The sequence below is a fragment of the Geotalea uraniireducens genome (genome assembly GCF_027943965.1).
Taxonomy (GTDB): domain Bacteria; phylum Desulfobacterota; class Desulfuromonadia; order Geobacterales; family Geobacteraceae; genus Geobacter; species Geobacter uraniireducens.
This window is the reverse complement of record NZ_AP027151.1, coordinates 2841369-2862925: the sequence shown is the minus strand read 5'-3', so window position 1 is coordinate 2862925 and position 21557 is coordinate 2841369. Positions and strand designations below refer to the sequence as shown.

Here is a 21557-nt window from a genome sequence, read left to right as displayed (position 1 = left end):
CCCTGCAGTCGGGACGTTAGGGTGCTAAACGGGGGAATTTCCAATGGACATGCCCCCTGATATATGTTAGTAAATTCCATACATATATCACAACACCAAGGCCCGCACGATGAAAAAAATCGCCATCTTCGCCAAGGTTCACGATCCCCGCTGCCAGGGAGTGGCCGGGGAACTGGTCGCCTGGCTCGAAGAACGGGGGCTGACACCGCTGGTTGAAGCCCATCTGGCGCGGCATCTGCACGGGGCACCGGGGGTCGTTGCCGAAGATATCCCCGTCATGGCCGATATGGCGGTAGTGCTGGGGGGCGACGGTACGCTCATCTCGGCGGCCCGGCTGATCGGCGCGCGGGAGATCCCGATCCTTGGCGTCAATCTGGGGAGCCTCGGCTTCCTGACTGAAATCACCCTCGATGAGCTGTATCCGTCACTGACCGCCTGCCTGTCGGGAAATTTTCGTACTTCCGAGCGGATGATGCTCCGGGCAACGGTGGAGCGGGGCGACGAAGCTGTCCTCTCGCACCGGGTCCTGAACGACGTGGTGATCAACAAGGGGGCGCTGGCGCGGATCATCGATATGGAGACGCTGGTCAACGACCGTTACCTGACCACCTACAAGGCCGATGGCCTGATCATCTCCAGTCCGACCGGTTCCACCGGCTACTCACTGTCGGCCAACGGGCCGATTGTTCATCCCGCCCTTGAATGTGTCGCCATCACGCCGATCTGCCCCCATACCCTGACCAACCGGCCGATCGTTCTGGAGGCCTCGGCGGAGATCGCCGTCCGGATCAACTCCAAGCACGAGGATGTCTTCCTGACTCTCGACGGCCAGGTGGGAATGGAGCTGAAGTGCGGCGATCTGATCCGCGTCCAGCGGGCGGAACACCGCACCCGGTTGGTGATGTCGGCCAGCAAGGATTACTTCGAGGTGTTGCGGACCAAACTGAAATGGGGAGAACGATAACGCCGGAAACGGGGATGGGTGGCCAGTCCGCCGTCCCGCAGTTTTTCGCGAACCGCGCTATGCTTGCTGACCTTTCCATCAGGAACCTTGCCATTATCGATACCCTCCAGGTGTCGTTCCAGCCCGGGCTGACCGTCCTGACCGGCGAAACCGGCGCAGGGAAATCGATCATCATCGATGCCGTGAATCTTCTCCTTGGGGGGCGGGCCTCCGCCGAACTGATCCGGACCGGCGCGGACGAGGCGGTGGTCGAGGCGGTATTCACGCTTGCCGCCGATTCTCCGGTGCTGCGGCGGCTTGAGGCGCTGGGGGTCGATTGCGACGATGAACTGCTGGTCAAGCGGATCGTTTCCCGGTCGGGGCGGAATCGGGTCTTTATCGGCGGCGGGCTGTCGACCCTTTCGATCCTGGCAGAGCTGAGCCGGGAACTGGTGAACATTTACGGTCAGCATGAGTCGCAGACGCTCTTGCGCACCGAGAACCACCTGCTGCTTCTAGACGGTTTTGCCGGCATCGAGGCGTTGCGGACCACATATGGGAGCGCTTTCGACGAGTACCGTGCCACCACTGCCCGAATCAAGGCCCTGGAGGAAGGGGAACGGGCGGCGGCGCACCAGATCGACCTGCTCTCGTTCCAAGTCGACGAGATCGGCGCCGCCGGGCTGACGCCGGGCGAGGAAGAGCACCTGCTGCAGGAGCGGCAATTGCTGCTGCATGGCGAGCGCCTGCTGCGGAACAGCCAGGAGGGGTACGATGCTCTCTATGGCGGCGACGGGGCGATACTCGCTTCGCTGGCGGCCGTTCGGGGGAAAGTCGCCGACCTGCTGAGCGTCGATCCAACCCTTGCGGCAGTTCACGAAGGGTTGACGGCGGCAGCCGCCCAGCTTGAAGATGCGGCGCTGACTCTGCGGGATTATGCATCGCGGGTCGACGTTGATCCGGCTCGCCTGGCGGCGGTGGAAGAACGGCTTGATTTGCTGCAACGGCTGAAAAAGAAATATGCCCCGACCGTTGAAGAGATCATCGCCTTCGGCGCTGCGGCGGCGAGCGAACTGGCCGCGTTGCTGAACCGGCAGCAGACCCGGGGTGAGCTCGATCGGCGGCTTGAGCAGCTTCGGGACGAGGTGCTGACGCTCGGAGGGGAATTGTCGCAAAAGCGGCATGAGGCGGCGGCCGCCTTCAGGAAGGCGATGGAGCGGGAAGTCCATCAGCTGGCGATGAAGCATGCCGCGTTCGAGGTGGCTTTCGAAGGGTTTGCCGAGCCCCGGGCCACCGGGCTCGAACGGATCGAATTCCTCTTTTCGCCCAATCCGGGAGAAGCGCCGAAGTCGCTGGCGAAGATCGCCTCCGGCGGCGAGCTCTCCCGGCTGATGCTTGCCCTCAAGCAGATCCATCCGGAAAGCGATGTGCCGACGCTGATCTTCGACGAGGTGGATACCGGCATCGGCGGGGCTACGTCGGCCTTGGTGGGGGAAAAGCTGAAACGGGTCGGCCGGCGCCAGCAGGCGCTCTGCATCACGCATCTGCCCCAGGTGGCTGCCTGTGCCGATTACCATTACAAGGTGGAAAAACGGTTAATCGACGGACGCACTGCCACTACCGTTACCCCGCTGACCGGCGAGGCGCGGGTAACGGAAATGGCCAGAATGCTCGGCGGCGTCTCCATTACTGAAACGACTCTCGAACATGCGCGGGAGATGATTGCCGAAGGCCGTCGATTGGTAGTATAATATGTTGGATATAGATTGAAATGAGGTGAACGACAGATGCAGTCAATACCAATTGCCTCCGCCGAACCGGATATGGTCCTGGCCCGGGATGTCCGCCGGGTCGAAAGTCCGCAAGGGCCTACGATCTGCGGTAGAGGAACGGTGCTCACTTCCGGCCTCATCGAACGGCTGAAGAACCTCGGCATTAAATCGATAACGGTGGAAGGCAATCCCCTGGCTGCCGAAGGGGAGAATAACCTCGAAAATCTGCTCGCCGAACTCGATCATCGTTTCCGCAAGGTTGACAATGTGCCGTTGATGCGTAAATTGAAAGGGATGTACGAGGCATTACTGATTCGCTCCATGGGAGGGACGCGTGGACGGTAAGCGCGAGCAGATTCAGGAAATCATCAAGGATACCAACTCGCTCCCCACGATCCCCGGTGTTATCAACAGGCTGCAGACTCTTTCGGAAAACCGCAAATCGACCATTCAGGAAATGGCACAACTCGTTTCCGCCGACCAGATTCTCTGCGCCCGGGTACTGCGACTGGTCAATTCGCCATCCTACGGCTTCTATCGGGTTTCGACCATTTCCAACGCACTCATCCTTCTCGGTGTGAACGTCATCAAGAGCCTGGCACTCAGTTCGTCCATCTTCGAGATTATGGAGAAAAGTATTGTCGGCCTCTGGGAGCACTCGCTCGGTGCCGGGGTAGCCGCCAATATCATTGCCCGTTACCTGAAGCTGCCGGAGATCGAGGAGATTTCTACGGCGGCGCTTCTGCACGATATCGGTAAGGTGATCATCAAGGAGAAATGTCCGGACGACCATTCGGCAATCTCCCGTCTGATGGCCGCCGAAGGGTTGTCGATGCTGGACGCCGAACGACGGGTTCTCGAAACCGACCATGCCGAAGTCGGGGAGTGGCTGGTGCGGAGCTGGTTTTTGCCGGACAAGCTCATCGAACCGGTGGGGTGCCACCACGATGTGGCCAAGGCAACCAATCACCAGCTGAAAACCGCCGTGGTCCACCTGGCCGATGTGCTAGTCAAGGCGAGCGGGTTTGGCTTCAGCGGTGAAGAATATGTGCCGCGAATTCAGCCGGTTGCCTGGGAACGGTTGAATATGACCGAAAGTGATCTCGAAGCGATTGTCGAAGAACTGGAAGACAAACTGATCGAAACGAAAAATTTCAGTCTGGAGATACAGGCCGTCGATGGGGAATGATTTACGAATTATCGTGATTTCCGGTGCGGGAGGATTGGACGGGAACCTGATTCTGCGCCTGCAGAGTCAGGGACATCAGGTGGTGACCCTGAATAACGAGGCCAGCGTCATGGGGACGCTTTACTCCGATCCTCCCGATGTCGTGCTGATCGACCTGACGCTGCAGGATGAAGCTACCCTGACCATCGTCCGGGACTTGAAGGACGATTTTTTCTTCAGCACCATTCCGGTGATCGGCATGATGAGCGAGCCGGACGCCGAGTCCTTCGACTGGCTGGAGTACCCGCTCAACGACTTCGTCTCGCTGCCGCTCAATTATCGCGAGCTTTTTACCCGCATCAACCTGTCGCTCAGCCGGCTGCGGCATGTGTTCGATAATAACCCGCTGACCAAATTGCCGGGCAACGCTTCGATTCAGCGGGCGATCGAAGCGGCCATCGGCAAGAATCTGGCAGTCTGTTACCTGGATATCAACCATTTCAAGCAGTACAATGATGTCTACGGTTTCGCTCATGGCGACGAAGTCTTGCGGATGCTGGCTCGGATCATCTCCAATGCGGTGATCGAAACCGGCGACGGCTTTGCCGGCCATATCGGCGGCGACGATTTCGTGTTCATCGTCCCCGAAAGCCAGGCCGAGGGCGTTGCGCAACGGATCATTACCAATTTTGGCGCCGTCGTCTCCGAGCTGTTCGACGAAGATGAGAAGCGCAACGGCTTTTTTGTCGCTCACGACCGGAAAGGGAATGAAGAGAAGATCCCGCTGATGGGGGTGGCGGTGGCGATCATCTCGACCGACTCTCCGCAGATCGACCATTACGCCAAGGTGGCAGAGGTGGCGGCGGAGCTGAAAAAGATCGCCAAACGGTCCCGTGAGAGTACCTACGTGTTTGAACGCCGCAAACAACCGGCCTCCCCCCTAACCAGCGGCAAAGGAGAACAATAAACGCATGCTCCGCAAGGCACAGATCGGCGATGTGAAAAATATCCAGAAGCTCCTCTCCCATTTTGCCACCCGCGGCGACATGCTTTCCCGCTCGCTTTCCGAACTCTACGAGTCGATCCGCGACTTCTATGTCGTTGAGGAGGACGGCTGCCTGATCGGCGTCTCGGCGCTGCATATCATGTGGGAAGACCTGGCGGAGATCCGTTCGGTGGCGGTAGCGGAAGATGCCGGCCGGAAAGGGATCGGCACCACAGTGGTACAGGCCTGTATCGACGAAGCCCGCAGTCTCGGGCTGAAGCGGGTATTCTGTCTCACCTACAAACCTAATTTTTTCGGTAAATTCGGGATGCGGATCGTTGACAAGGCTGAACTCCCCCACAAAGTCTGGGGCGACTGCATGAAGTGCGTGAAATTTCCCGACTGCGACGAGATCGCCATGATCCTCGACCTGTAACCGCCTTTCCCGCGCCAGCGGGACCCCGCGCGCCTCTCCGACCGCCGCCGATTCCGCGTTCGCTGCCGCCGCCTTCCGTTTCCAGCCCACACCAACCATCCGAGGATACCATGAACGTAGATACCATCGTCGAACAGGTGAAATCGCTCCTTGTTTCCCGCCCGCTGGACGGTTGGGAAATAACCGCCGCGGCGTCGCGCAATCTGACCGTCGAGGCGAAAGAGCAGAAAGTGGACACCTTCAAGTGTTCGGCGCCGACCGGCGTCAGCGTCCGGGTGCTGAAAGCCGGGGGGATGGGGTTTTCGTTTTCGACCAGCCTGGTCGACGCCGATCTCGAGCGAATGGTGGAGAACGCTCTGGTCGGGGCGGCGACCCAGACCCCTGACAACTGCCATGCCTTTGCCGAACCGGCTTCGTACCGGGAGATGCCGGAACTGTTCGACGACCGGTTGGCGGCGGTCGCCGAGGAAGAGAAGGTTGAACGGGCACTCTTATTGGAGCGGTTGGTCCTCGACGTCGATCCGCGGATTACCAAGGTGCGGAAGAGTGCCTTCAGCGAGTCGACGGTGATGATGCGGATCGTCAATTCCCGTGGGGTCGACGGTTGCTATCGCGGGACATCGGTTTCCGCCAGCGTTTCCGCCATCGCCGAAGAGAACGGCCAGTCCCAGATGGGGTGGGACTTCGATTTTGCCACCCGTTTTGCTGACCTGACCGTGGAGAATATCGCCCGCCGTGCCGCTGCCAAGGCGCTAGGCCTGCTCGGGGCGACCACCATTCCGACCATGCGCTGCCCGGCGGTGCTCGACAATTACGTGGCCACGGAGATTCTGGAAGTGCTGGCGCCGGCGTTTCTTGCCGAGAATGTCCAGAAGGGGAAGTCGCTGCTGGCGGGGAAGCAGGGGGAACTGCTCTTTGCGCCGCTGCTCCGGATCGTCGATGACGGTACTTTGCCGGACGGCGCCGGCACCGCCCCCTTCGATGCGGAGGGGGTGCCGAAGCGGCGTACCGTTCTAGCGGAGGATGGGCGGCTTGCCGGTTTTCTTTACGATACCCTGCGGGGGTGCAAAGCCGGCGTTCCCTCAACCGGCAGCGCGGTGCGGGGCGGGATCAAGTCGCCGCCTCACATGGGTGTGTCCAATTTCTTCATCGAGAAGGGGGGTACCCCCCTTGCCGGGCTGTTCGAAGGGATCGAGCGGGGAATTCTGCTGACCGACGTGATGGGGATGCATACCGCCAACCCGATCTCCGGCGACTTTTCCGTCGGGGCGGCCGGTTTCCTGATTGAAAAGGGGAAGGTGACGGTGCCGGTCAAGGGGATCGCTATTGCCGGCAATATCCTCGAACTGTTCCGTTCGGTGGAAATGGTGGGGGACGACCTCCGCTTTTTCGGGGCCCTTGGTGCTCCGTCGCTCCGGATCGCCGCTCTCGACGTCAGCGGCGAATAGGCGCCCCGTCCGCCAACTGCTGAGCATGGCGGACGGTCGGGCGGCTACATGTAGACCATTACCCGGAGGGCGATCCTCCCGTCCAGCGATTTGAAGGGGATCGTCACCCCTTTGCACTGGACGTTCATGCTGCTCCCTTCTTCCTTGGCCTGCCCGGTGTCGGCGACGGTGCGCAGCATCCCCGAGACGATCAGCGGCAGGCCGAGGGCGACGCTGCCGTACTGTTCGTGATACTTGGTCTTGAACACGCCGGCGATGTTATTGGTCAGTTCGCCGATGGCATCCCGGATCGATTCTTCGTCCGGTTCATCGAGCATCAGCAGTTCCTTGGCGATGGTCACCGCGGCGACGCTGTCGGCAGCCAGGAGGATGTAGCCGACGCGATCGCCTGCCACTCCGACGATCCCGACGACATCGGAGTCGACCGGATCGACCTTCCGCTCCACTTTGCCGGCAAAAATCTCCACCCCCAGATAATTGTTGAAGGTATCCTGCGTTGCCGACATGATGGTGAACATGATTTCTTCAAAACTGATTCCAGTCATTACCCACCCGCTTTCATGAAGTGTTCTCGCCCTTAAGTAAATCGCCCGTTTGGCCGAAAACTTGAATCATTTTTTCCGTTTCCCGGGCGGGAACTTTCCGGAGCAGCCGGCATCGGCAGGGTTATTGCCGTTACGAATCGACGACTTTGACAAGCCTGGCAACGGTTGAATAACAGAGGAGTGACGGCCGAGATCGCAAGCTGCCGGCAGGTTTTTCGGTTGACAAATCGGCAGCCAGTGCGGACAATCGCTTGATTTTGCACTGTCCGGCGGTGGAGGAGCAGAGGGTGAGCGAACGGATGTTACTGCTTGGCAATGATGCCATGGCCCACGGCTTGGTAGAGAACGGCTGCAGCGTGGTCGCCTCGTATCCCGGGACGCCGGCATCGGAAATCCTGAGCGGTGTCGCCCAGTGGCAGGCCCGCTATCAGCTGCCGATGCATGTCGAGTGGGCGGTGAACGAAAAGGTTGCCCTGGAGATTGCCTATGCGGCCAGTCAGGCCGGTCTGCGGGCTGCCACCGCCATGAAGCAGGTGGGGCTCAATGTCGCCTCCGATCCGCTGATGAGCGCCGCTTACCTCGGCGTGAAAGGGGGCTTCCTGGTGATCAGTGCCGACGATCCCGGCCCCCATTCCTCACAGACCGAGCAGGACAGTCGCCTGACGGCAATGGCCGCCAAGGTGCCGGTCCTCGATCCCGACTCGCCGGAGCATGCCCGGCGGCTGACCGGTCTCGGGCTGGAACTTTCCGAGGCATTCGAGGTGCCGGTGATGCTCCGGCCGACAACCCGGGTCTGTCACGCCAATCAGGACATCCTCCCCGGTGCGGTCCATCCTGCCGTGCGGCGGGCCGACTTCGTCAAGGATCCGCAGCGCTGGGCGGCGACGCCGGTACACCGCTACCGGCTCCATCTGGCGCTGGAGGAGAAGCTGCGGAAAATCGCCGCCTGGGAGCCGACGGCGCCGCAGTTGCTCAATCCGGGGAGTGGCGGACGGCGGGCGGTGATTGCCGCCGGCGTTGCCGCCGCCCATGCCCGCGAGATCATGCAGGACCTCGGGCTGTGGGAGGTGCTGCCGCTCTGGCAGGTCGTGCAACCCTACCCCCTCCACACCGCGTTCATCGAGCAGGTGTTGGCTGCGTACGACGAGCTCTTGGTCCTCGAAGAGACAGTCGGGGTTATCGAGATGCAGCTGGCCGATCGTGGTCGGGTGCGGGGAAAGCGCTCGGGGTTCGTTCCGGAGGTGGGTGAGTTGCTGCCGGAAACGGTTGCACGGCTGATTGCCGATTTTGCCGCCGTGCCGGGCGAGCTGTCGGTCACGGCTCCCGCTGGCGGGGGACGACGTCCTACTCTCTGCCCCGGCTGTCCGCACCGGGCAAGCTTCTATGCCATCAAGCGGGCGGCGCCGCGGGGAATCTATCCTTCCGACATCGGCTGCTATACCCTTGGCCTCAACCTCGGGGGGGTCGATACGGTACTCTGCATGGGAGCGGCGGTGAGTCAGGCGGCCGGCTTTTACCATGCCTACCGGCTGTCCGGCGAGCTGCCGGACATTGTTGCCACCGTCGGCGATTCGACCTTTTTTCATGCCGGCATTCCGCCGCTGATCGATGCCGTGGTCCAGGATGCCCGCTTCGTGCTGGTGATTCTCGATAATTCGACTACTGCCATGACCGGTAACCAGCCGACGCCGGCGTCGGGTTGCGGTGCCGGTGGGGTGCCGACGGCCGCCGTCGACATGGAGGCGCTGGTGGCGGCCTGCGGGGTGAAATTCTGCCGGGTCGGCCAGCCCGGCGATCTGCCGGCCTTCATCGCCCTGATGAAGGAGGCGGTCGCCTTTGCCCGGACCGACGGGGTGGCGGTGGTGATCGCCCGCCAGCCGTGTGTGGTCGATCGGAGTTACCGGGGGGCACGGCCGACACCACGCGCGGTGACCGTCAGCGATGCCTGCAACGGCTGCCGGTACTGCATCGAGCAGTTCGAGTGCCCGGCGCTGGTCTATGACGAACAGCGGCAGCGGGTGGTGATCGATACGCTGACCTGCAGTGATTGTGGCGTCTGTACCGCGGTCTGTCCCCGGCTGGCGATCGAAGAAATCCCTTGAACGGCGAGAACGGAACGAAATCGAGGATTGTGATGGCTAACCAGCAGTTGATCATCAGCGGCGTTGGCGGGCAGGGGATTCTCTTCGTCACCCGCCTCCTGGCGGAAACCGCCATCCGCAAGGGGCTGGCGGTGATGACCTCCGAAACCCACGGCATGGCCCAACGAGGCGGGGTGGTAATCTCCCACCTCAAGGTCGGCGACTTTGCCAGCCCACTGGTTCGCCCCGGCTGTGCCGACGGGCTGTTGGCCCTGAAGGCGGAAAACCTCCCGTTGCATCGTCATTTTCTTCGCCCGGCCGGGTGGGTGGTAGTGAATGCTCCCCGGGCGCCCGAGTGGACGGGGGAGACGCTCCATTCCCTCGACGCCGATCGCCTGGCCCTGGAACTCGGCAATCCCCAGGCGCTTAATCTTTTGCTCCTCGGCTTCGCCGTGGCCCGGTTGGCACCGGCAGCGGCGCTTTTCTGCTCGCTCGACGAGCTCGTTGCCACCATCGAACATCGCCTGGCGGCCAAGGGCGTGCTCTTGGCGGAGTCGCTGAAGGCGCTCCGCCTGGGGATTGAACGGGGCGCCGCCTAGCCGCTTCCCGCTCGCTCCCGGCTCGACGTTACCCCACCGCCAGCGGAAAAAATTATCTCGGAGGCGTCACGCCATGCTCAGCCGCTTTCCCGCATCCTTTAGCTCTCCTGCCGAACTGGAGCGCCTGCAGCTCGCCGGATTGCAGTGGACCGTCGCTCATGCCTGGAACAATTCCCCCTTTTACCGGGAACATCTCGGCAAGGCCGGGGTGACGCCGGGCGAGATTCACTCGCTGGCCGATCTGCAACGGCTTCCCTTTATTACCGCCGACGACCTGCAAGCAGGTTATCCCTTCCCGTTGCAGGCCGCTCCCGAGGCGGAGCTGGTCCGGATTCACTCGTCGTCCGGCACTACCGGCAAACGGAAGATCCTTTGTTACACCCGGAAGGACCTTGATGACTGGGCGGAAATGTTCTGCCGCTGCTACGAATTGGCGGGGGTGACCCGGGAGGACCGGGTGCAGATCTGTGTCGGCTATGGGCTCTGGACCGCCGGCGCCGGCTTCCAACTCGGCTGCGAACGGTACGGCGCCATGGCGGTGCCGGTGGGGCCGGGCAATCTCGATCTCCAGACTACCTTTCTCGTCGACCTCCAGTCGACGGTAGTCTGTTGCACTGCCTCGATGGGGTTGCTGTTGGCCGAGGAGGTGCAGCGCCGCGGTCTCCGGGACCGGATCGCCGTCCGCAAGGTGATCCTCGGCGCCGAGCGTTCGAGTGAAGCGATGCTGGCCAAGATTCGCGACCTGCTCGGCGCCGAATCGGTGCATGACATCACCGGCCTGACCGAGGTCTACGGTCCGGGGGCCGGTCTCTCCTGCGGCTGCAATGGCGCTATTCATTACTGGGCCGACTATTTCATCCTGGAGATCATCGATCCCGATACCCTGCAGCCGGTGGCGCCGGGAGAAGTGGGGGAGATGGTTTTCACCACCCTGCGCAAGGAAGGGGCGCCGCTGATCCGTTACCGTTCACGGGACTTGACCCGCCTGTTGCCGGGGGATTGCCCCTGTGGCTGCGGGCTTCCTCGGCACGACCGGATTCTCGGCCGCTCCGACGATGTGGTGATTTTCCGCGGCGTCAACATCTATCCCGGCCAGATCGACGAGGTGCTCAGCCAGCTGGAGGGGTTCGGCAGCGAGTTCCAGGTGGTGCTCGACCATCGCAGCGACGGTCGCGACCATATGACGGTGCGGGTCGAGCGGGGCGAGGATGTCTCGCCTTCCCGCGACGAACAGCTGGGAAAGAGCATTGTGTTGGCCATCAAGCGGAACCTGATGGTCACCTGCGAGGTTGAAGTCCTCCCTTACGGGGAACTTCCCCGGTCGGAACGGAAGACCCGCCGGATGTTCGACAACCGGCGCTTCTAACCAACCGGAGCATGAATCGCTTTTTTACCGGGCAATTGCGTCACTGAATCGTTGCGTTGTCCGGCGCCGTGCGGGGCGTAATTCTGTTGAGCAATTTAGCCTGTTATGGTAGTCTCACCTGTTGCTTTGTGCCAATCCACCCCGAGTCAGGAGAATGTTTTAATGATTGGGAACATTATCAAGAAGATCGTCGGGAGCAAGAACGAGCGCGAGCTGAAACGCCTCTGGCCGATCGTGCAGAAGATCAACGGCCTGGAGCAGCAGATCGCCCAACTGTCCGACGATCAGTTGCAGAATAAGACTGTCGAGTTCAAGGAACGCTACCAGAAAGGCGAGAGTCTCGATTCACTCCTCCCCGAAGCGTTTGCCGTCTGCCGCGAGGCGGGGAAGCGGGTGCACAACATGCGCCACTTCGACGTCCAGTTGATCGGCGGGATGGTGCTCCATCAGGGGAAAATCGCCGAGATGAAGACCGGCGAAGGGAAAACGCTGGTGGCGACCCTGCCGGCCTACCTGAATGCCCTGACCGGCAAAGGGGTCCACGTCGTTACGGTCAACGACTATCTCGCCAAGCGCGACTCCGAGTGGATGGGGCGGATTTACAACTTCCTCGGCCTGACCGTCGGCGTAATCGTTCACGGTCTCGACGACGAGGAGCGGCGGGAGGCCTATAACGCCGACATCACCTACGGCACCAATAACGAGTTCGGCTTCGACTACCTGCGCGACAACATGAAGTTCTCCCTCGACGACTATGTCCAGCGGGACTTCAATTACGCCATCGTCGACGAGGTCGACTCGATCCTGATCGACGAGGCGCGGACGCCGCTGATCATTTCCGGGCCGACTGAGGATTCCACCGACAAGTACTACGTGATCGACCGGGTCATCCCGCATCTTGTGAAGGGGGAAATGAAGGAGGAGGAGGCCAATACCCTCTCCGGGAAGCGCAAGGTCTATACTGGTGACTATACGGTCGACGAGAAGGCGCGGACGGCGACCCTCACTGAAGAAGGGGTCTTGAAGGTCGAGAAGCTGCTCAAGCTCGACAACCTCTACGACCCGGTCAACATGGATACCCTTCATCACGTCAATCAGGCGTTGCGGGCCCATGCGCTGTTCAAGCGGGATGTCGACTACGTGGTGAAGGAAGGGGAAGTGCTGATCGTCGACGAGTTTACCGGCCGCCTCATGCCGGGCCGCCGCTGGTCGGACGGCCTGCACCAGGCGATCGAGGCTAAGGAAGGGGTTGATATCGAGAACGAGAACCAGACCCTGGCCACCATCACCTTCCAGAACTACTTCCGGATGTATGAAAAACTGTCCGGGATGACCGGTACTGCCGACACCGAAGCGGAAGAGTTCGACAAGATCTACAAGCTCGACGTGGTGGTCATTCCGACCAACCGGCCGTTGCTCCGTCCCGACTTCCCCGATGTCATCTACAAGACGGAGCAGGAGAAGTTCAAGGCGGTGATCGAAGAGATCAAGGATTGCCATACCAAGGGCCAACCAGTGCTGGTTGGCACCATCTCCATCGAGAAGTCCGAAGTCCTGGCGGAGCTGCTCAAGCGGCAGGGGGTGCCCCATAACGTCCTGAACGCCAAGCAGCACGAGCGTGAAGCAGAGATCGTCGCCCAGGCGGGCCGGAAGGGGATGGTGACCATCGCCACCAACATGGCCGGCCGCGGTACCGATATTCTGCTCGGCGGCAACCCGGAGGGGCTGGCCAAGCAGTGGCGCCGTGCCAATCCGGATGCGGAGGTGGCGGAGGAAGAGTACGAGCGGGTGCTGGCCAAGTATCGCGAAGAGTGCGCCACCGAACATGACGAAGTTGTTGCTCTCGGCGGCTTGCACATCCTCGGCACTGAACGCCACGAATCGCGGCGGATCGACAACCAGCTCCGTGGCCGGTCCGGCCGGCAGGGCGACCCCGGCTCTTCCCGTTTCTACCTGTCGCTCCAGGATGACCTGCTGCGGATTTTCGGTTCGGACCGGGTCGCCAAGATTATGGATCTGCTCAAGATCGAGGAGGGGGAGGCGATCACTCACGGCATGATCACCAAGGCGATCGAGAATGCCCAGAAAAAGGTCGAGGCCCACAACTTCGATATCCGCAAGCATCTGATCGAGTACGACGACGTGATGAACAAGCAGCGCGAGGTGATCTACACCCAGCGCCGCGAAATCCTCGCCGGCGAGGATATTCGGGGCAATTTCCTGCAGATGCTGGACGATGCCATCGAGGACCTGGCTGTAGCGTACGCCATCGAAAAAGTGCCGGCCGCCGAATGGGACTGGCAAGGGATTGGCGAGGCGGTGTACAAGCTTTTTGCCATCCAGCTTGACGTACCGGCCCAGACCCTCGACCGGCTCAGTCCGGAAAGCTTCCGGACGCTCTTGAAGGAGAATGTCCATCAGATGTTCGAGGCCAAACTGGCGGAGTTTGGTGAAGAATTGATGGATCACCTGATCAAGGTGATGATGCTGCAGACTATCGATACCCAGTGGAAAGACCACCTCCTTTCCATCGATCACCTGAAGGAGGGGATTGGCCTGCGCGGCTACGGCCAGCAGGATCCGAAGCAGCAGTACAAGAAAGAGGCCTTCGATTTGTTCATGGGGCTGATGGCGCGGATCGCCGAGGAAACGGTCCAGAAGATCTTCTGGGTGCAGATCGCCCAGGATCAGGATATGGATCGGATCGAAGAGGAAGAGCTGAAGCGCCAACAGAAGCAGCAGCGGCTGGTCTTCAACCTGGCCAGTGAAGAGGCTGCCGCGCAGCCGGCCAAGAGCAAGAAGACGGCGGGACGGAATGATCCGTGCCCGTGCGGCAGCGGGAAAAAGTACAAGAAGTGCTGCGGCAAATAGGCTGACGCGGGGAAATACCCATCCGCGTTGTTGCCCTCGTCGCGGGGCTGCCCGCATACGGGAGTATGCTCCGCCGCTCGCTCTTCGCCCACGTGGGATCCAGCCATGTTAGAGTGCGAACGGAAGGTTGAGGTCGTCATGAACATCAAAGGGTTTAAATTCGCCGCCGTGGAGGCGGCAATAAAAAAGCCGGGTCGGCTCGATTTCGCCTTGATCGTTTCCGAGGTGCCGGCGGCGGTAGCCGCCGTCTATACGGCGAACAAGGTCAAGGCGGCGCCGGTTCTGCTCGATATGGAGCGGACGAGGGGCGGCTCGTGCCGTGCGGTGGTGGTCAACAGCGGCAATGCCAATGCCTGCACCGGCGGGCAGGGAATGGCCGACGCCCGGGAAACGACGGGCCTCGTGGCCGCCGAACTCGGCATTGAAGAAGAGGCGGTGCTGGTTGCCTCCACCGGCGTGATCGGGGTGCCGTTGCCGATGGCGCGGCTCAGGAGCGGGGTCCCTCCGCTGGTTGCCGGGCTGGCCGGCGGCACGCTCGACGATGTGGCGCGCGCCATCATGACGACCGATACCTATCCCAAACTAGAGCAGCGGAGCGGCAGCATCGACGGCGTCCCCTATACCATCGCCGGGGTTGCCAAAGGCGCGGGGATGATCATGCCGAACATGGCGACCATGCTGGCGTTCCTTGTGACCGACGCCGCTGTGGACCCCGCTTGGCTTCGGCACGTCTTCGCCGAAGGGATCGACTCTTCCTTTAACGCAATTTCGGTCGACGGGGATATGTCGACCAACGATACGGCGCTGATCATGGCCAACGGCGCCGCGGGGAATGTCCCACTGACCGGGGCGAGCGCAGCGGCGGCGGAGTTCAGCCGGTTGCTGAACGAGGTGCTGCTGGCGTTGGCACAGCAGATCGTCCGCGATGGCGAAGGGGCGACCAAGTTCGTCGAGATCACCGTCAAAGGGGCGCGGGACAACAGCGAGGCGAAACGGGCGGCGCTGACGGTGGCCAATTCGCTCCTGGTGAAAACCGCTTTTTTCGGCCAGGACGCGAACTGGGGGCGGATTTTTGCCGCGGTCGGTTATTCCGGTGCCGACGTCGATCCCGAGCGGACCGAACTCTTTTTCGACGATGTGCAAATGGTTAAGGGTGGGGTTTTTGCCGGCGGCGATGCGGAGGCAAGAGGAACCGAAGTGTTGCGGAAGAAAGAGTTTGCCGTCACGGTCGATCTCCATCTGGGGAACGGCCGCTCGACGGTATATACTTCAGATCTTTCTTACGATTACGTGAAGATCAACGCCGATTACCGCACCTGACGAACCATCCGGCCGGCAGGCCCGGCCTGCCGGCCCATGCCAAATCCCACGGAGGCGCCATGAAATCGTTTGCTCATCTCTCAGCAGTTCTGGCCGGAGCAGTTCTTCTGCTGTTCCTGACCGGTGCGGCGATGGCTGCAGACGGGTCGCTCAAGATTACCGAGATGGCGGTAACCACGAAAATCAGTCGGAACAATCCGATTGATTCGGTTAAGCGGATCTCTTCCACATCGGTCAAGGCGCTGTACTGTTTTACCAGGCTCGTCAATCCCTCCGGGACCGATACGACGATCAAACATCGCTGGTTCAAGAATGGCGAACTGGTAAGCGAACAGGAATTGTCGGTCAAAGGGACTAAATGGCGGACCTGGAGCAAGAAGCCGATCGATCGCCAGTCGGTCGGTGAGTGGCGGGTCGAGGCGGTGGACGATATCGGCCGGGTGCTGAAACGCGTTGAGTTCAAGATAAATTAGCTTTTCTGCGCCGGATTTCTGCCGGTTGTCAAAAGGAGTCCGGGCGTAACCCGGACATTAGATTCTTTCCCGTTCTGCCGCGTTAATCTCCGGCCCGTTTCTTGCTGTTTTCCTCCAAGTGGCTCCTCGCCGTATCTTTCCCGTTGAATTGTGGTGGGTTAATGTTGATCAAGAAACTCCTGGCAATTGCTGTCGTCTTGCTGATATCGCTGGTCGCCGTAACCGGGGATAGTGCCTCCCTCGCCAGCGATAGCGGCAATGAGGCGATTTCCCGGCTGATGGCCCGGGCGATGGCCGACGGCCTGATTGCCGGCGGGGTCGTGCTTGTCGGCAATCGCCGCGACGTGCTGTACGAAACCGCCTTCGGTAAGGAATCTTCACTTCCCGAGGCCCTTCCCGTAACCGTCGATACCATTTTTGACCTGGCGTCGTTGACCAAGGTCGTCGCTACCACTCCGGCCGTTATGAAGCTGGCCGAGGAGGGGCGGCTCAGCCTTGTCGATCCCTTGAGTAAATGGTTTCCCGAGTTTGTCGGCCAAGGTAAGGATGATGTCCTGGTTGTCAACCTGTTGACTCATACCTCGGGCCTTGACGACACATCCTTGTCGGCGGCCCATCCGCTTCAGAGTGCCATAGATAATGCCGCCTGCCAGAAACTGAAGGGGGAGCCGGGCTACCGGTTCCGTTATGCCGACATCAATTTCATTCTGCTGGCCGAACTGGTTCATCGGGTTTCCGGGATGACTCTCGACCGCTTCACGGCAGCGGCATTCTACGCCCCCCTTGGCATGGATCAAACCGCCTTTAATCCCGATGTCCGGTTGTACGGTCGGTGCGCGGCCACCCTCGATCAGGCCGGACGGCCGCTCGTCGGCCGGGTTCAGGACCCTGTTGCCGCTCAATTGGGTGGCGTTGCCGGCCATGCGGGGTTGTTCAGCACTGCCGGCGACCTGGCGCGTTTTTGCCGGATGCTGCTTAACGGCGGATCGCTGGATGGGCAAAGGGTCTTGGCGGAACGGACCGTCGACCAGATGACGGTTCCGTACTTCTCGCGGGGAGGGAAGGTGGCGCGTGGGCTCGGCTGGGACATGGCTTCGCCGTATTCATCGCCACGTGGCAGCGGTTTTTCAGAGTATTCGTTTGGCCATACCGGTTATTCGGGGGGATCGATCTGGATCGACCCACAAAGCGGCACCTACGTCATTTTTCTCTCCGTCCGTCTCGATTATCGGCATACCCATGCCTTCAACAAGCTACGGAGTGAACTCTCCACTCTTGTTGCCGACGAACTCGTGCCGGAGGGGGGGCAGCACCTTGCGGCCGGTCCCCGCGAACCCGCGTCGTTCCGGTAAATCACTTGACACCCTAGGCCCGTTGTGCTAGTTTTTCCGTGATTATCCGCCTATTAACAGCGTTTTTCGGACCGTCCGGGCAGCCATTTCCGACGATCCCGCCGAAGGAGGGATTCATGGGCACCAAGCTTCTCCTTGCCGACGACAGCATCACGATTCAGAAGGTAGTGGGGATCATCTTCGCCAATGACGAAGAGTATGAGCTGACCGTCGTCGATAACGGAGATGCCGCCCTGGAGAAAGCCCGTGAAATCCGGCCCGAGGTGATGCTGGTCGACGCGCTGATGCCGGGGAAGACAGGCTATGAAGTCTGCGAGGCCGTCCGCAGCGATCCTCTCCTGGCGACCGTTCCCATCCTGCTGATGACCGGGGCGTTTGAGCCCTTCGATGAAGAAAAGGCCCGCAGCTGTGGGGCCGATGATTTCATTTCCAAACCATTCGAATCGCAGCAGCTGATCGAAAAAATCAAGGAACTTGCCGCGCTGGCGGCAATTCGCGCCAGCCAGTCGCCGGTCGAGCAGACGATGGATGCCGGGGCGTTTTCCTTTGAGTCGATCGAACCGCTTGCCGCGGCTGAGGAGCCGGCTCCGGCAGTGACGTTCGGCGAGGCAGAGGCGTTCGCCTCCGCTGATGCTGCTGCCCAGAGCGAGGGATCGTTTTTTGCTGTTGAGGAAGCCGCTCCTGCCGATGACCTGTGGGGAGCCTTCGAACTTGAAGAAGAAGTCGTCGGGGAGATTGTCACGGCAGATGAGGGGGAGGAGGTAGTCGAAGCGGCCCCCTTTGCCCTCGAGCAGTCTGCTGCGGTCGAGCTAGAGCCCTCGCCCGCGGCGGCGGTCACTACTGAAGAATTTGGCCTGCCGGCGACCGACTTTGTCTTTACCGAAGAAGAACCTCCGGCTTTCGCCGTTGCGGAGGAGGAATCATTAACTGTTTCCGCTGGGGAACCGGCCGCTTTCACAGGGGCGTTTGCCGTTGGTATGGTCGAACAGCCCGAGGAGGGCGACTTGGCCGAAGACCTGGCGGCGTCGACGGCGGCATTTGCTGCCGAAATGCCGGGTGCGGATTTCGGCGTGCCTCCTGCCGATGAGTTCGAAGCGCCGGTAGCTGTCTCTCCCGAGCCGGATGCCCCTGTGGCAGCGGCTTCAGATGGGGGAACCCTGACCATTACCGAGGCGCAGCTGGCGGCGGCCATAGCGAAGATTTCCCGGGAGATAATCGAGCGGATTGCCTGGGAGGTCGTTCCCGATCTGGCCGAAACGCTGATCAAGGAAGAAATCCGCCGCATCAAGGCGGGAACCGAGTAGGTCCGGCCCGTTGTACTGAACGCGGCGTGCACGATATGGGGATTTCGGTCCCCATTTTAATTTTTGATTCGGAGCTTGAGCAGATGTCTGACAAAGAACTGGCAAAGGTGTATGAACCGAAGGCCGTTGAGGAAAAATGGTATCGATCTTGGGAGACGGAGGGGCGATTCCATGCCGAGTCGACCAGCGTCAAGCCCTCCTTCAGCATTGTCATCCCTCCTCCCAACGTTACAGGCGCCCTGCACATGGGGCATGCTCTCAATAACACCCTGCAGGATATCCTCTGCCGCTGGAAGCGGATGAGCGGTTACAACGTCCTCTGGATGCCGGGGACCGACCATGCCGGGATCGCCACCCAGAACGTAGTCGAACGGCAGATGGCCGCCGAGGGGCAGAGTCGGCACGAACTGGGGCGAAGCGCCTTCATTGAACGGGTCTGGAAGTGGAAGGGCGAATCGGGCGGCCAGATCATTGGCCAGCTGAAACGGCTCGGCGCCTCCTGCGACTGGGAGCGGGAACGGTTCACCATGGACGAAGGGCTCTCCCGGGCGGTCCGCGAGGTCTTTGTCCGCCTTTACGAAGAGGGGCTGATCTACCGGGACAACCGGCTGATCAACTGGTGCCCCCGCTGCCATACCGCCCTTTCCGACATCGAGGTGGAGCACGAGGAAAAAGCCGGCCACCTGTGGCACCTCCGCTATCCGGTGGTCGGTGCCGATCGCTTCCTGGTCCTGGCAACCACCCGGCCGGAAACCATGCTCGGCGATACCGCGGTGGCAGTCAACCCGGCCGACGACCGCTATCGAGAGCTGGTCGGCAAAAAGGTGCTCCTGCCGTTGGTGAACCGCGAGATCCCGATCATTGCCGACGAGTATGTGGATATGGAATTCGGCACCGGGGTGGTAAAAATCACCCCGGCCCACGATTTCAACGACTTCGAGGTCGGTCGCCGGCACAATCTCGACCTGATCAACATTTTCGACGAGTCGGGGGTGATCAATGCCGCCGGCCAGCAGTACGAAGGGCTGGAGCGTTTTGTCGCCCGGAAGAAGATCGTCGAGGATCTGGAGGCCGCCGGGCTGCTGGAGAAAATCGACGATCACGCCCTGGCGGTTGGCGGCTGCTACCGCTGCAAGACTATCGTGGAACCGTACCTTTCTCTCCAGTGGTACGTGAAGGTCGGGCCGCTGGCCGAGCGGGCCCTGGCGGCGGTCAAAGAGGGAAAAACGCGCATCGTTCCCCAGCAGTGGGAAAACACCTACTACGACTGGCTGGAGAATATTCGCGACTGGTGCATTTCGCGACAGATCTGGTGGGGACACCGGATTCCGGCCTGGTACTGCGACCACTGCGGTGAAACCACCGTCGCCAAGGTCGACCCGACCTGCTGTGCGAAGTGCGGCAGCGACGAGATCCGCCAGGAAACCGATGTCCTCGATACCTGGTTCTCTTCGGCGCTCTGGCCGTTTTCCACCATGGGATGGCCCGACCGGACGCCGGAGCTGGCGTCCTTCTACCCGACGTCCTGTCTGGTGACCGGTTTCGATATCCTCTTTTTCTGGGTTGCCCGGATGATGATGATGGGACTCCACTTCATGGACGACGTACCGTTCCGTGACGTTTACATCCATGCGCTGGTCCGCGATGCCCAGGGGCAGAAGATGAGCAAGTCCAAGGGGAACGTCATCGATCCGCTGACCGTCATCGACCAGTATGGTACCGACGCCTTCCGTTTCACCCTGGCAGCGTTTGCCGCCCAGGGTCGCGATATTAAATTGGCCGAGGAACGGATTGCCGGCTATCGCAATTTCGCCAACAAAATCTGGAATGCCTCCCGGTTTGCGCTGATGAACCTGGAAGGCTTCGATCCTGCCGCGGTCGATCCGACGACCCTGACGTTCTCCAATGCCGACCGGTGGATTCTCTACCGGCTGAACGCTGCGGCGACCGATGTCCAGGAAGCTCTCGAAGCGTATCGTTACAACGATGCGGCCGGCTCGCTGTATCGTTTTACCTGGAGCGAATTCTGCGACTGGTATATCGAGCTGATCAAGGACGACCTCTACCGGGGAGACGAGCAACGCCGCCTGACATCCCGCTACGTGCTTTGGCTGGTGCTTGAGCACCTGCTGCGGCTGCTCCATCCGTTCATGCCGTTCATCACCGAGGAAATCTGGCAGGCCCTGCCGGGCGAGCGGCCGACACCGAGCATCATGACCGCGCCTTGGCCGAAACCGAATCCGGCTTGGGACTATGCTGCCGGCGCGGCCGAAATGGAGCTGGTAATGGAGGTGATCCGGGGAATCCGGAACATCCGCGGCGAGATGGACGTGCCGCCGTCGCGGGAGATAGCCGTCATGCTCAGCTGCGGTAGCGATGACAGCCTGCATCTGCTGAAAAACAACGAAGTCTACATCATGAGCTTGGCACGGGTTTCGGACCTCGCCATCGGCAAAGGGCTGGAACGACCGGCGGACGCGGCGGTCCAGGTGGCCGGTGATGTGGAGATTGCCGTGCCGTTGAAGGGCTTGGTAAATGTGGAAGAGGAAGAGAAACGCCTGCTCAAGGAGATCGGCAAACTGGAGAAGGACGAAGAGTTCCTGGCGAAAAAACTGCAGAATCCATCATTCGTGGAGCGGGCGCCAGCCGAAGTCGTCGCCAAGGAGCGGGAAAAACTCGACGAGATTGCCCAGAAGAAGCAGCTGCTCCAGGCGAGCCTGGAAAAAATACGAAATCTGAAATAGTCCGTGTGAACGCCGTTGGTCCTTTTGGCCAACGGCGTTTTTTTTAGGCTGGATACATGTCATGGGAAAGGGTTTTGCATTAGAGACCGTTAGTTTTTCTTGTCACTTTTTTGTGTTTCTGGTATCAGGTTGGTTACAGCTTTGAGCGTT

Annotated in this window: 17 protein-coding genes; 16 read left to right on the top strand and 1 reads right to left on the bottom strand. The window is 60.8% G+C overall.

Translation table 11 applies throughout. The features are described 5' to 3' along the window. Positions 1-109 precede the first annotated feature (109 nt). From QMN23_RS13415 to QMN23_RS13385, 7 genes are all read left to right on the top strand, one after another. The gene (locus QMN23_RS13415; RefSeq protein ID WP_281999834.1) at positions 110-964 is read left to right on the top strand and encodes an NAD(+)/NADH kinase; all 855 of its coding nucleotides are present in this window, start codon (positions 110-112) and stop codon (positions 962-964) included. A 59-nt stretch (positions 965-1023) separates the two neighbouring features. Further along, positions 1024-2694: a DNA repair protein RecN gene (gene recN, locus QMN23_RS13410; protein ID WP_282003904.1), complete on the top strand. Its 1671-nt coding sequence runs from the start codon at positions 1024-1026 to the stop codon at positions 2692-2694. Positions 2695-2730: 36 nt separating this feature from the next. Continuing rightward, a complete protein-coding gene (locus tag QMN23_RS13405) occupies positions 2731-3060 on the top strand; it encodes a hypothetical protein (RefSeq protein WP_281999833.1) in 330 nt (109 codons plus the stop codon). Further along, positions 3050-3904: an HDOD domain-containing protein gene (locus QMN23_RS13400; RefSeq protein WP_281999832.1), complete on the top strand. Its 855-nt coding sequence runs from the start codon at positions 3050-3052 to the stop codon at positions 3902-3904. Before QMN23_RS13405 ends, QMN23_RS13400 begins: the two co-directional genes overlap by 11 nt. Then, complete coding sequence (locus QMN23_RS13395; RefSeq protein WP_281999831.1) at positions 3894-4850, top strand: GGDEF domain-containing response regulator; 957 nt, start codon at positions 3894-3896, stop codon at positions 4848-4850. The genes QMN23_RS13400 and QMN23_RS13395 overlap by 11 nt, the downstream gene beginning before the upstream one ends. A 4-nt stretch (positions 4851-4854) precedes the next feature. Next, positions 4855-5304: an N-acetyltransferase gene (locus tag QMN23_RS13390; RefSeq protein ID WP_281999830.1), complete on the top strand. Its 450-nt coding sequence runs from the start codon at positions 4855-4857 to the stop codon at positions 5302-5304. Positions 5305-5414: 110 nt separating this feature from the next. Further along, on the top strand, positions 5415-6752 hold the full coding sequence (locus QMN23_RS13385) for a TldD/PmbA family protein (RefSeq protein ID WP_281999829.1): 1338 nt from the start codon (positions 5415-5417) through the stop codon (positions 6750-6752). 44 nt (positions 6753-6796) lie between these two features. On the opposite strand, the gene QMN23_RS13380 is transcribed toward QMN23_RS13385, so the two are convergent. Beyond that, a complete protein-coding gene (locus QMN23_RS13380) occupies positions 6797-7297 on the bottom strand; it encodes a chemotaxis protein CheX (protein ID WP_281999828.1) in 501 nt (166 codons plus the stop codon). A 287-nt stretch (positions 7298-7584) separates the two neighbouring features. Between QMN23_RS13380 and QMN23_RS13375 the strand changes: the two genes are divergently transcribed. From QMN23_RS13375 to QMN23_RS13335, 9 genes are all read left to right on the top strand, one after another. After that, positions 7585-9399, top strand: coding sequence for a thiamine pyrophosphate-dependent enzyme (locus QMN23_RS13375; RefSeq protein WP_281999827.1), 1815 nt, complete (start codon positions 7585-7587; stop codon positions 9397-9399). A 32-nt stretch (positions 9400-9431) separates the two neighbouring features. Continuing rightward, positions 9432-9977 (top strand): indolepyruvate oxidoreductase subunit beta, encoded by a 546-nt coding sequence (locus QMN23_RS13370; protein ID WP_281999826.1) that lies wholly within the window; start codon positions 9432-9434, stop codon positions 9975-9977. Between the two features lie 73 nt (positions 9978-10050). Beyond that, positions 10051-11343, top strand: coding sequence for a phenylacetate--CoA ligase (locus QMN23_RS13365; RefSeq protein WP_281999825.1), 1293 nt, complete (start codon positions 10051-10053; stop codon positions 11341-11343). 162 nt (positions 11344-11505) lie between these two features. Further along, complete coding sequence (gene secA / locus QMN23_RS13360; protein WP_281999824.1) at positions 11506-14214, top strand: preprotein translocase subunit SecA; 2709 nt, start codon at positions 11506-11508, stop codon at positions 14212-14214. A gap of 138 nt (positions 14215-14352) precedes the next feature. Further along, positions 14353-15534, top strand: a complete 1182-nt coding sequence (gene argJ, locus QMN23_RS13355) for a bifunctional glutamate N-acetyltransferase/amino-acid acetyltransferase ArgJ (RefSeq protein WP_282003902.1) — start codon at positions 14353-14355, stop codon at positions 15532-15534. A gap of 131 nt (positions 15535-15665) precedes the next feature. Further along, positions 15666-16007: a DUF2914 domain-containing protein gene (locus tag QMN23_RS13350; protein ID WP_282003900.1), complete on the top strand. Its 342-nt coding sequence runs from the start codon at positions 15666-15668 to the stop codon at positions 16005-16007. 161 nt (positions 16008-16168) lie between these two features. Beyond that, entirely contained in the window at positions 16169-17359 is a 1191-nt protein-coding gene (locus tag QMN23_RS13345) for a serine hydrolase domain-containing protein (protein WP_281999823.1), read from the top strand. Between the two features lie 116 nt (positions 17360-17475). Beyond that, the gene (locus QMN23_RS13340; RefSeq protein ID WP_281999822.1) at positions 17476-18663 is read left to right on the top strand and encodes a response regulator; all 1188 of its coding nucleotides are present in this window, start codon (positions 17476-17478) and stop codon (positions 18661-18663) included. An 83-nt stretch (positions 18664-18746) separates the two neighbouring features. Then, positions 18747-21407 carry a valine--tRNA ligase gene (locus QMN23_RS13335; RefSeq protein WP_281999821.1) on the top strand — a complete coding sequence of 887 codons (2661 nt, stop codon included), beginning with the start codon at positions 18747-18749 and terminating at the stop codon, positions 21405-21407. Positions 21408-21557 lie beyond the last annotated feature (150 nt).

What these genes read in the sequence shown, in the direction of transcription:
- QMN23_RS13415 (WP_281999834.1), top strand. Translation starts at nt 110, where the DNA reads ATGAAAAAAATCGCCATCTTCGCCAAGGTTCACGATCCCCGCTGCCAG.
- recN (WP_282003904.1), top strand. Translation starts at nt 1,024, where the DNA reads ATGCTTGCTGACCTTTCCATCAGGAACCTTGCCATTATCGATACCCTC.
- QMN23_RS13405 (WP_281999833.1), top strand. Translation starts at nt 2,731, where the DNA reads ATGCAGTCAATACCAATTGCCTCCGCCGAACCGGATATGGTCCTGGCC.
- QMN23_RS13395 (WP_281999831.1), top strand. Translation starts at nt 3,894, where the DNA reads ATGGGGAATGATTTACGAATTATCGTGATTTCCGGTGCGGGAGGATTG.
- QMN23_RS13390 (WP_281999830.1), top strand. Translation starts at nt 4,855, where the DNA reads ATGCTCCGCAAGGCACAGATCGGCGATGTGAAAAATATCCAGAAGCTC.
- QMN23_RS13385 (WP_281999829.1), top strand. Translation starts at nt 5,415, where the DNA reads ATGAACGTAGATACCATCGTCGAACAGGTGAAATCGCTCCTTGTTTCC.
- QMN23_RS13380 (WP_281999828.1), bottom strand. Translation starts at nt 7,297, where the DNA reads ATGACTGGAATCAGTTTTGAAGAAATCATGTTCACCATCATGTCGGCA.
- QMN23_RS13370 (WP_281999826.1), top strand. Translation starts at nt 9,432, where the DNA reads ATGGCTAACCAGCAGTTGATCATCAGCGGCGTTGGCGGGCAGGGGATT.
- QMN23_RS13365 (WP_281999825.1), top strand. Translation starts at nt 10,051, where the DNA reads ATGCTCAGCCGCTTTCCCGCATCCTTTAGCTCTCCTGCCGAACTGGAG.
- secA (WP_281999824.1), top strand. Translation starts at nt 11,506, where the DNA reads ATGATTGGGAACATTATCAAGAAGATCGTCGGGAGCAAGAACGAGCGC.
- argJ (WP_282003902.1), top strand. Translation starts at nt 14,353, where the DNA reads ATGAACATCAAAGGGTTTAAATTCGCCGCCGTGGAGGCGGCAATAAAA.
- QMN23_RS13350 (WP_282003900.1), top strand. Translation starts at nt 15,666, where the DNA reads ATGGCTGCAGACGGGTCGCTCAAGATTACCGAGATGGCGGTAACCACG.
- QMN23_RS13345 (WP_281999823.1), top strand. Translation starts at nt 16,169, where the DNA reads ATGTTGATCAAGAAACTCCTGGCAATTGCTGTCGTCTTGCTGATATCG.
- QMN23_RS13340 (WP_281999822.1), top strand. Translation starts at nt 17,476, where the DNA reads ATGGGCACCAAGCTTCTCCTTGCCGACGACAGCATCACGATTCAGAAG.
- QMN23_RS13335 (WP_281999821.1), top strand. Translation starts at nt 18,747, where the DNA reads ATGTCTGACAAAGAACTGGCAAAGGTGTATGAACCGAAGGCCGTTGAG.